Here is a 9,070-nt window from a genome sequence, read left to right as displayed (position 1 = left end):
CCCCCTTCCCTGTCGCCACCGCCTCACGCGAGCGGCCCCTTCCCCGCCGTCTCGGCGTGATTAGGCGAATGGCGGAGATGGCTATATGCTCTCCGAGGCCCGCTTGCGAGCGGCGACCAGGGGCTATGGCGCAGTTGGTAGCGCGCTTCCATGGCATGGAAGAGGTCTGGGGTTCGAATCCCCATAGCTCCACCTTTCACCCCCACCGCTCGGCGAGCGGCGCCCCCGGTCAGTGCCCGAAGACGAAGCCTTCGGCGCGGAGCCTGGCCGAGCTCACCGGCACCGTCGGCGTCCTGATCTCGCCGCGGAAGGTCAGCGGCGGCCACCCTCCGGCGGCGCAGATCTCGCCGAACACCTCCGCGTTCGTCCGGGGCGCCTCGCCGTCGGGGACGGCGTTGTAGATCCCGGTGAGCCCCCGGCTGACCACGAAGTCCAGGGCGGCGGCCGCGTCCCGGTAGTCGATCCGGTAGAGCAGCGCGTCGGCGGAGAAGGGGACGCTCCCGCCGAGCAGCTCGTGGGCCAGCTTCACCCGGGCCGGGTAGTCCATGTCGCGCGGGTGCCCGTACACGTCGGGGATGCGGACGACCGCGCCGCCGGCGGTGGCGAGCACGGCGGCCTCCGCCTCGGCGAAGTTGCGCGGCGAGGCGTCCGGGTCGCCGGTGACGGGCGTGTCCTCGTCCACCACGTCGCCCGTGCCGGCGCCGTACACGGACACCGAGCTGGTGAAGACCACCCGGGGATGCGCCGCGGCGGCGGTGCGGGCGCTGGCGGTCAGCGTGTCCGCGTACTCGGCGACCCGCTGAGCCGCGTCGAACGAACGGTCCAGGCGCGGGCTCACGGTCAGGACGACGGCGTCGGCGCCCTCGGTCACCCGCTCCACCGCCGCGCGGTCGCTGCCCCGCAGGACCGCCACCTGCGAGCAGACCTCCCCGAGCTCCTCCACCCGCCCGGCCGTGGTGGTGGTCCCGGTCACCTGATGGCCCGCGGCGGTCCAGCGGCGGGCCAGCTCCATGCCGACGTTGCCGCAGCCGATGATCACATAACGCACGTCAAGACCTCCTAGGGAAACGCTGTTTCACTTTGCCGTATGGACCGCCCCGGCCGCTACCGCCGGACGGGATCCGCGCCGCCCGGTTCGGCGAACGGCGCGCGGTCGCGGTCGCCGGGTGGTACGCCGGAGAGGACAGGCGTCAGCGCGGCCCGATGGGAGGAACATGGACAGTCGGCTCGAAGAGGCGCGGTTGCACCAGGTCGTGGACGGGGTGTTCGCGTGGGTGCAGCCGGACGGGACCTGGTGGGTCAACAACGCCGGCGCCGTCGCCGGTGACGGGGCGGTGTTCGTGGTCGACACGTGCGCGACCGAGCAGCGGACCCGGCGGTTCCTCGGCGCGGTGGACGAGGCCACCGGGGGCGCGCCGGTGCGGATGGCGGTCAACACCCATCAGCACGGCGACCACGCGTACGGCAACAGCCTGCTTCCCGGGAGCGCCGTCCTGTTCGGGCACGAGGCGATGCGGGAGGCGCTGCTGGCCGACATCGCCATCGACGGCTGCCCGCCGTTCTGGACGCCGGTGCCCGACTGGGGGAACGTCACCCGGCGGGTCCCGGACGTGGCCATCCGCGACGAGGTGACCGTGTACGCCGGGGGGCGGCGGGTCGAGCTGCGCCATCCCGGCCATCCGGCCCACACGCCGGGCGACGTGGTGGCGTGGCTGCCGCAGGAGCGGGTGCTGTTCACCGGCGACCTGCTCTTCAACGGGCTGACGCCGCTGGTCATGATGGGGTCCGTACGAGGCGCGCTGGAGTCGCTGGACTGGCTGGCGGCGTTCGGGGCCGAGCACGTGGTGCCGGGGCACGGGCCGCTGGCCGGCGCGGCGTCGCTGCCGGGGATCCTGGCGGCGCACGAACGCTACTACCGGTTCGTGCTCGACGTCGCGCGGGAGGGGCGCGCGGGCGGGCTCACCCCTCTGGCGGCGGCGCAGGGGGCCGACCTCGGCGAGTTCGCCGGGTGGGACGACGCCGAGCGGCTGGTGCTCAACCTGCACCGGGAGTACGCGGAGGCCGAAGGGGGAGAGGTGGACCTGCTCACCGCCTTCGCCGACGCGATGACGTACCACGGCGGGCCGCTGCCGACCAGGGTCTGACCGGCGGCCCGCCCGCCGGAGCCGGGCACCGGGTCATCCGGCGGTCCCGCCGCGATAGCGGCGCACGACCAGCTCGGCGGTGGCGGCGATCCGCTCGCGCAGCTCCACGGGAGAGAGCACCTCGGCGTCCGCGCCCAGCCGGAGGAACTCGGGAACCGCGTGCCCGATCGACTCGATGGGCAGCGTCACCGTGGTCCAGCCCTCCTCGTCGGGCGGCCCGGCGGTCTGCTTCGCCGCCGCCACCACGCCCGGCGTCATCAGGTCGCGCAGCCCTTCCAGACCGGCGGGCGACAGCCGGACCACCGCCTCGCCCCACCGCAGCCGGGCCTCGAACTCCGCCAGGTAGTCCCGCCAGTGAGCGGCCAGGTCGAAGCCCTCCGGCCGGGCGATCCGGCCCGGCAGCGGCTGCAGCTCCAGGATCTGCGACACCCGGTACGTGCGCACGTCGGCGCCGCAGCGGGCCACCAGGTACCAGCGCCCGGCCTTGACCACCAGCCCGTACGGCTCCAGGCGGCGCTCCACCTCCTGAGGCGCCCGCCAGCGGCGGTAGCGGACCTGCAGCGGGTGCTCGTTCCACACCGCCTCGGCCACCGCCGGCAGGTGGGTGAGCGGCTCGGAGTCCCGGTACCAGCCCGGGGCGTCGAGCAGGAACCGCTCCTGGATCCGGCCGGCCCGGTCGCGCAGCTCCACCGGCAGCGCGGCCCTCAGCTTGAGCTGGGCGGCCGCCACCACCGTGCCCAGCCCGAGCTCGGCCGCCGGGCCCGGCAGCCCGGCCAGGAACAGCGACTCGGCCTCGTCGGCGGTCAGCCCGGTCAGCCTGGTGCGGTAGCCGTCGAGCAGGCGGTAGCCGCCGCTCGGGCCGGCGTCGCCGTAGAGCGGGATGCCCGCGGCGTGCAGCGACTCCACGTCGCGGTAGATCGTACGGACCGAAACCTCCAGCCGGTCGGCCAGCTCTTGGGCCGTCATCCGGCCCCGGGTCTGCAGGAGCAGCAGGATCGAGACGAGGCGGGAGGCACGCACGTCACTGACACTACATGTCAGTGACCCGTCCGTAAGGTCGGCGTATGAACGACTTCGACTTCCTCATCGGCACCTGGGACGTGGTCAACCGCCGTCTCGTCAAGCGGCTGGCCGGCAGCGACGACTGGGACGAGTTCCCCGGCAGGTCGGTCTGCACCCGCCACTTCGGCGGCGGCGCGAACGTCGACGAGATCCGCTTCCCGACCCGCGGCTTCAGCGGGCTGACGCTGCGCCTGTACGACCCGGCCACGCGGCTGTGGTCCATCTACTGGGCCGACAGCCGCACCGGCACGCTCGGCCTGCCTCCGATGGTGGGCGGCTTCGACGGGGATCGGGGCGAGTTCTACGCCGACGACGCGCACGAAGGCAGGCCGGTGCGCTGCCGGTTCCTGTGGACCGTGCTCGGGCCCGACGCGTGCCGGTGGGAGCAGGCGTTCTCCGTCGACGGCGAGCGGACCTGGGAGACCAACTGGACGATGGACTTCACCCGGGCCTAGGAGCTCGCCGAGAGCAGCACCGCCACGGCCACCGCCACCACCAGCAGCAGGAGCCCGCCCACCACGTACAGCCACCGCCAGCCCCGCCTGGCCGTCCGGCTGGGCTCGTACGCGACGTCCGGCAGCAGGTCGGGCGTGTAGTCGAGGCTCTGCGTCCGGTCGCTGTCCTGGGACGGCGCGGTTTTCCCGGACGGGGTCGTGCTCGCCTGGTCCGGGGGCGTGTCCCGGCGTCGCGGCGGCGGGGCGGGGGCGTCCCGGCGATGCCTGATCGTCATGTCGGGGTCGGGGCGGCGGGGGTGATCTGGGTTCATGAGTCCCTCGAACCAGCGGCGATGGGAAGTGTCTCCAAGGTTGTCACATTCGTTGGCTTTGTCCCGTCCGTTCCTCATGACATCAGTGGTGGTGACGGGAGCGAGCGGGCGGCTCGGCCGGGCGGTGACGGCCCGGCTGGCGGCCGAGGGGTTCGAGGTACGGGCGCTCAGCCGTACCCGGAGGGCGGACGCGGGTGGGGTGCGGTGGGCCGTCGCGGACCTGGCCACGGGGCGGGGCGTGGCCGGGGCGGTGGCCGATTCGGACGCGATCGTCCACCTGGCGTCGGCGCCCTACCGGGGCCGCTACACGCGCCGGGTGGAGCTGGACGGGACCGGCGCGCTGCTGGCGGGGGCCCGCGCGACGAGGACCGGGCAGCTGATCTACCTCTCGATCGTGGGCGTGGACCGGGTGCCGTGGGGCTACTACCGGACCAAGCTGGCGGCCGAGCGGCTCGTCCGGGACGGCGGGGTGCCGTGGACGACGCTGCGGGTGACGCAGTTCCACGAGTTCGCGGCGGAGATCCTCGCCGGGATGGCCCGCCTGGGCGCGGTGGTGGCCGACCCGGGGATTCCCGTCCAGCCGGTGGACGTGCGTGACGTGGCCGGGCACCTGGCGTCGCTGATCAGGCGGGGGCCGTCGGGTGAGGTCGAGGAGTACGGCGGGCCGGAGGTGCTGACCATGGCGGAGGCGGCCCGGCTGTGGCTGGACTCCCGCCGCTCGCGCCGGCCGCTGCTGCGGATGCGCGTGCCGGGCAGGCTGGGGCGGGCCTTCCGGGCCGGGCACCTGACCACGCCCGCCGGTCCCGCCGGGAAGATCACCTGGCAGGAGTATCTGGCGGGTCAGGACGAGGGGTCTCCCTGATAGGGATGCGGCTGCGGGCTCCGGTACGGGCCCGCCTGGGAACCCGGCTGCGGAGCCCAGCCGGGCTGATGAGGCCCCGGCTGCTGAGGGCCGGCCTGCGGCTGCTGCCAGGCGGGTGCGGCGGGCTGCGGGGTCATCCCGGGGCGGCGGGCGACCACGGCCCAGATCAGCAGGCTGAGGCCGGTCAGCGTCAGCACGAACGACAGCAGCGCCAGCACCGCCATGACGCCGGCCGCCCCGGACAGGCCGACGCTCTGCACGATCATGTTGAGGAACAGCGTCTGGCCGAGGTGCAGCACCCCTTGCAGCAGGAGCGCGACGCAGCCGAGCAGGCCGAGCGTCGCGGCGCGGCCGTGGACGCGCCGGCCCATGGCCGTGAGCACGATGCCGACCATGGGCACCACGCACAGCGTGACGGCGAGAGCGATGTTGAGGAGGTTCCAGGAGGAGGTCAAGCCGCGATCTCCGTTCGTCAGGGGGCCGGGCGCTGAGGGGCGGCCGGGGGGCGCGCTCGCCGCACCGCTTCGATGATCGGATCCAGGTCCAGTCTGCCCCGGTACCGTACGCCGTTGATGAACAGGGTCGGAGTGCCCCGTACGCCGCTCTCCAACCCTGAACGCTCGTCGCGCTCGATCCTGGCGGCGCGGGGGGCGATGGGGGCCGACAGGTCGACCTCCAGCTCGGCGGCGTAACGCGCGAGATCCTCGTCGCCGAGGGCCTGCCGCTGTGCGTAGAGCAGGTCGTGCATCTCCCAGAACCTGCCGTCGCGGGCCGCCGCCTCGGCCACCAGCGCGGCGGGCATCGCGCGGGGGTGCATCTGGCGCAGCGGGAAGTGACGGAACACGAACCGCACGTCGGGATGGCGTCGCCGCAGCTCCTCCAGGATCGGGTGGAGCCGCCCGCAGTAGGGGCACTCGAAGTCGCCGTACTCGACGACGGTGACGGCCGCGTCGGCCGGGCCGCGCACGTGGTCGTCCGGGCCGACCGGGATGCTGAGCACCTCCGGCAGGTCCTCCGCCGGCTCGGCGGGGACGCCGGGCGGGGCGCAGACGCCGCCCCGGTTCCACGCCAGCTTGAAGATGATCCAGCCGAGCAGGGCCGACGTGATCGAGCCGGCGAGAATGCCGATCTTGGCCTCGCTGATCAGGAGCGGGTCCTCGAAGGCCAGCTCCACGATGAACAGCGAGACGGTGAACCCGATGCCGGACACCGCCGCGCCGCCCAGCAGCTGGCCCCACACCAGGTTGCCCGGCAGAACGCCCCAGTTGAGCCGGAGCGGCAGCCAGGTGCCGAGGGTGATCCCCAGCAGCTTGCCGGCGACGAGTCCCAGCGCCACCCCGATGGAGATGGGCGAGGTCATCGCGGCGCTCAGCGTCTCGCTGTCCAGCCGGATCCCGGCGTTGGCCAGCGCGAAGATCGGCACGATCACGTAGCTGCTCCACGGATGGAGCCGCAGCTGCAGCCGCTCGTTGACCGAGACGGACATGCGCACCAGCCGCGTCGCCTCCATGGCGGCCCGCGGGTTGGGCGCGTACGTCAGCTCCTGCACCGCCTCGCCCGCCCGCATGAGCTTCTGGTCGCTGGGCGCGTAGACGAACACCAGCACGCCGAGCGCGATCCCGACCAGCGTCGGGTGTACGCCGCTCTCCAGCGTCGCCACCCAGAGCGCGAAGCCGAGCACGATGTACGCGGGCGCGCGCCAGATCCGCAGCCAGCGCAGCAGCATGATCGCGGCGAGCAGCCCGGCGGCGGTGACCAGCGCGGGGACCGAGAGGCTCGCCGTGTAGAAGATCGCGATGATCATGATGGCGAGCACGTCGTCGACGATCGCCAGCGTGAGCAGGAAGGCCCGCAGCGGGTCCGGGCAGCGCGCCCCGACCACGGCGAGCAGTCCCAGCACGAACGCGGTGTCGGTGGCGATCGGCACGCCCCAGCCGACGGCGCCGGGGCCGCCCGCGTTGAGCATCAGGTAGATGCCCGCGGGGACGATCAGCCCGCCGAGCGCCGCGAGGGCGGGCACGGCGATCAGCCGGCGGTCGCGCAGCTGCCCGAGGCGCATCTCGTAGGAGATCTCCAGGCCGATGACGAAGAAGAAGATCGCCATCAGCCCGTCGTTCACCCAGTGGCGCAGGTCGAGGGAGAACGTGGCGTCGCCGAACGTCAGCCCGACCGGGATGTGCCAGAACGCCTCGTAGGTGTCGCCCCACGGCGAGTTGGCCCACAGCATGGCCAGGACGGTGGCGGCGAGCAGCAGCGTGGTGCTGCCCGCCTCGGTCTTGAAAATCGCCCTGAGCACCGTGGGCTCACCTCCTCCGCACGATCTTATGGTTCCCGCGAGGGTGGCTGACCTGCGGCGGATATCTGGGCCTTCTCAGGGTGGCTTCCTCTGGTTAACGTGCCACAGCAACTTGAATCAGGGGAAACAGTCCCAACCAGATTCCTTGCGGAGGAGCCGAATGCGCTTCCACCTCCCCAAGGGCGTGGCCCGAGCCGGCACCCTGGCGGCGGCCCTCGCCCTTCCTCTCACCCTCGTCGCCCCGGCACAGGCGGACCCCGATCCGAGGCGCCTGGCCGGGTCGGTCAAGGCCCAGCCGGTGATCCGCCACCTGGAGGCGTTCCAGCGGATCGCCGACGCCAACGGCGGCACCCGCGCCTCCGGCACGCCCGGGTACGACGCCTCGCGCGACTACGTGGCGGACAAGCTGCGTAAGGCCGGATACAAGGTGACCATCCAGTCGTTCGAGTTCCCGTTCTTCATCGAGAACTCGACGGCCACGATGGCGCGGATCTCGCCGAACCCGCGCACCTACGCCCCGACCCCGCCGGACGGCAGCTCGGTCGGCGAGTTCGCGACCATGACGTACTCCGGCGCCGGGGACGTGACCGCGACCCTGCAGAACGTGGACCTGCTGCTCCCGCCGCCCGCCGCCCCGGGCTCGACCTCGGGCTGCGAGGCGGCGGACTTCGCCGGCTTCACGCCCGGCAACATCGCCCTGATCCAGCGCGGCGGCTGCGACTTCCGGGTCAAGGCGGAGAACGCCCAGGCGGCGGGGGCCGCAGGCGTGATCATCTTCAACGAGGGCCAGGAGGGCCGCACCGCCACCGTGCAGGGCACGCTCGGCGAGCCGACGGTGACCATCCCGGTGGTCGGCGCGAGCTTCGAGGTCGGCGCGGACCTGGCCGCCGCGACCACCGTGGTGCGCCTGGCCACCGACACCGAGAGCGAGATCCGCACCACCTCCAACGTGATCGCCGACTCCCGGTCCGGCGACCCGGGCAAGGTCGTCATGTTCGGCGCGCACCTCGACAGCGTCACCGCCGGGCCCGGCATCAACGACAACGGCACCGGCAGCGCGGGCATCCTGGAGACCGCCCTGCTGGTGGCCAAGCTGCCGACGGTCAACAAGCTGCGCTTCGCCTGGTGGGGCGCCGAGGAGCTGAACCTGATCGGCTCGGAGCACTACGTGGCGAATCTGGCTCCCGCGGAGCGCGCGAAGATCAAGCTGTACCTGAACTTCGACATGATCGGCTCGCCGAACTACGCCTACAAGATCTACGACGGCGACGACTCCGACGCGATCGGCGAGCCCGCGGGCCCGCCCGGCTCGGACGAGATCGAGGCCACCTTCGAGCGCTACTTCGACGCCCTGCGACTGCCGCACGGCGGCACCGACTTCGACGGCCGCTCCGACTACGGGCCGTTCATCGAGGCCGGCATCCCGTCGGGCGGCCTGTTCACCGGCGCCGAGGGCGTGAAGACCGAGGAGGAGGCCCGGCAGTACGGCGGAACCGCGGGCGTCGCCTACGACCCTTGCTACCACCGGTCCTGCGACACGACCGCCAACGTCAGCACCGAGGCGCTGCTGGTCAACACCGGCGCGATCGTGCACTCGGCGGTGACGTACGCCTACGACCGGAGCCTGCCGGGCGCCACGGCCGCCCGCGCCGGGGCCCCGCTCCGGGCGCACGCCGAGGCGGACCCCGGGGCGGACGCCGGGCACCACCACGCCACCACCCGCTGACCCGCGGGACGGGGGAGCGGCGCCCGCCGCCGCTTCCCCGGACGGGCGCGTCAGGGCTCCAGCGACTCCAGGTAGGCGGCGGCCTCCTCGACGCGGTCCTCGCCGAACACCCGGACGCCGTGGCGCTCCAGCAGCGCCGTGGTCACCCCACGGCCCGGAACGCGGCGGCCGGTGAAGGCGCCGTCGTACACGGCCAGCGCGCCGCACGACGGGC

Annotated in this window: 10 protein-coding genes and 1 tRNA gene; 5 read left to right on the top strand and 6 right to left on the bottom strand. The window is 73.2% G+C overall.

The window, feature by feature from the left end; all coding sequences use genetic code 11:
• Positions 1–119 precede the first annotated feature (119 nt).
• A tRNA-Ala gene (locus OUY22_RS34150) sits at positions 120–192 on the top strand.
• A gap of 37 nt (positions 193–229) precedes the next feature.
• On the opposite strand, the gene OUY22_RS34145 is transcribed toward OUY22_RS34150, so the two are convergent.
• The gene (locus tag OUY22_RS34145; RefSeq protein ID WP_270159421.1) at positions 230–1,048 is read right to left on the bottom strand and encodes an NAD-dependent epimerase/dehydratase family protein; all 819 of its coding nucleotides are present in this window, start codon (positions 1,046–1,048) and stop codon (positions 230–232) included.
• A gap of 166 nt (positions 1,049–1,214) precedes the next feature.
• On the opposite strand from OUY22_RS34145, the gene OUY22_RS34140 reads away from it, so the two are divergent.
• Positions 1,215–2,144 carry an MBL fold metallo-hydrolase gene (locus tag OUY22_RS34140; RefSeq protein ID WP_270159420.1) on the top strand — a complete coding sequence of 310 codons (930 nt, stop codon included), beginning with the start codon at positions 1,215–1,217 and terminating at the stop codon, positions 2,142–2,144.
• A 33-nt stretch (positions 2,145–2,177) separates the two neighbouring features.
• Here OUY22_RS34140 and OUY22_RS34135 read toward each other — a convergent pair whose 3' ends face one another.
• Entirely contained in the window at positions 2,178–3,164 is a 987-nt protein-coding gene (locus tag OUY22_RS34135; RefSeq protein ID WP_270159419.1) for a helix-turn-helix transcriptional regulator, read from the bottom strand.
• Between the two features lie 44 nt (positions 3,165–3,208).
• Here OUY22_RS34135 and OUY22_RS34130 point away from each other — a divergent pair, with 44 nt between their 5' ends.
• Complete coding sequence (locus OUY22_RS34130; RefSeq protein WP_270159418.1) at positions 3,209–3,661, top strand: hypothetical protein; 453 nt, start codon at positions 3,209–3,211, stop codon at positions 3,659–3,661.
• On the opposite strand, the gene OUY22_RS34125 is transcribed toward OUY22_RS34130, so the two are convergent.
• Positions 3,658–3,972 carry a hypothetical protein gene (locus tag OUY22_RS34125; protein WP_270159417.1) on the bottom strand — a complete coding sequence of 105 codons (315 nt, stop codon included), beginning with the start codon at positions 3,970–3,972 and terminating at the stop codon, positions 3,658–3,660. The two genes, OUY22_RS34130 and OUY22_RS34125, sit on opposite strands and share 4 nt — an antisense overlap.
• Positions 3,973–4,048: 76 nt before the next feature.
• Here OUY22_RS34125 and OUY22_RS34120 point away from each other — a divergent pair, with 76 nt between their 5' ends.
• Positions 4,049–4,834, top strand: a complete 786-nt coding sequence (locus OUY22_RS34120) for an SDR family oxidoreductase (protein WP_270159416.1) — start codon at positions 4,049–4,051, stop codon at positions 4,832–4,834.
• Here the strand turns inward: OUY22_RS34120 and OUY22_RS34115 are convergent.
• Both OUY22_RS34115 and nhaA read right to left on the bottom strand, forming a co-directional pair.
• On the bottom strand, positions 4,813–5,289 hold the full coding sequence (locus tag OUY22_RS34115) for a hypothetical protein (protein ID WP_270159415.1): 477 nt from the start codon (positions 5,287–5,289) through the stop codon (positions 4,813–4,815). The two genes, OUY22_RS34120 and OUY22_RS34115, sit on opposite strands and share 22 nt — an antisense overlap.
• Before the next feature lie 17 nt (positions 5,290–5,306).
• Positions 5,307–7,130 (bottom strand): Na+/H+ antiporter NhaA, encoded by a 1,824-nt coding sequence (nhaA, locus tag OUY22_RS34110; RefSeq protein WP_270159414.1) that lies wholly within the window; start codon positions 7,128–7,130, stop codon positions 5,307–5,309.
• A gap of 160 nt (positions 7,131–7,290) precedes the next feature.
• Here nhaA and OUY22_RS34105 point away from each other — a divergent pair, with 160 nt between their 5' ends.
• A complete protein-coding gene (locus tag OUY22_RS34105; protein WP_270159413.1) occupies positions 7,291–8,856 on the top strand; it encodes a M28 family metallopeptidase in 1,566 nt (521 codons plus the stop codon).
• A 50-nt stretch (positions 8,857–8,906) separates the two neighbouring features.
• On the opposite strand, the gene OUY22_RS34100 is transcribed toward OUY22_RS34105, so the two are convergent.
• On the bottom strand, positions 8,907–9,070 hold a 164-nt coding region (locus OUY22_RS34100), incomplete at its 5' end, for a DUF523 domain-containing protein (protein ID WP_270159422.1).

Origin of the sequence: Nonomuraea corallina, from assembly GCF_027620315.1 — a bacterium.
GTDB lineage: Bacteria > Actinomycetota > Actinomycetes > Streptosporangiales > Streptosporangiaceae > Nonomuraea > Nonomuraea corallina.
The sequence above is the reverse complement of the archived record's forward strand: the minus strand, read 5'-3'. Positions and strand labels throughout refer to the sequence as shown.

Coding starts and splice junctions, on each gene's coding strand:
- OUY22_RS34140 (WP_270159420.1), top strand. CDS start 1,215: ATGGACAGTCGGCTCGAAGAGGCGCGGTTGCACCAGGTCGTGGACGGG.
- OUY22_RS34125 (WP_270159417.1), bottom strand. CDS start 3,972: ATGAACCCAGATCACCCCCGCCGCCCCGACCCCGACATGACGATCAGG.
- OUY22_RS34130 (WP_270159418.1), top strand. CDS start 3,209: ATGAACGACTTCGACTTCCTCATCGGCACCTGGGACGTGGTCAACCGC.
- OUY22_RS34120 (WP_270159416.1), top strand. CDS start 4,049: ATGACATCAGTGGTGGTGACGGGAGCGAGCGGGCGGCTCGGCCGGGCG.
- OUY22_RS34105 (WP_270159413.1), top strand. CDS start 7,291: ATGCGCTTCCACCTCCCCAAGGGCGTGGCCCGAGCCGGCACCCTGGCG.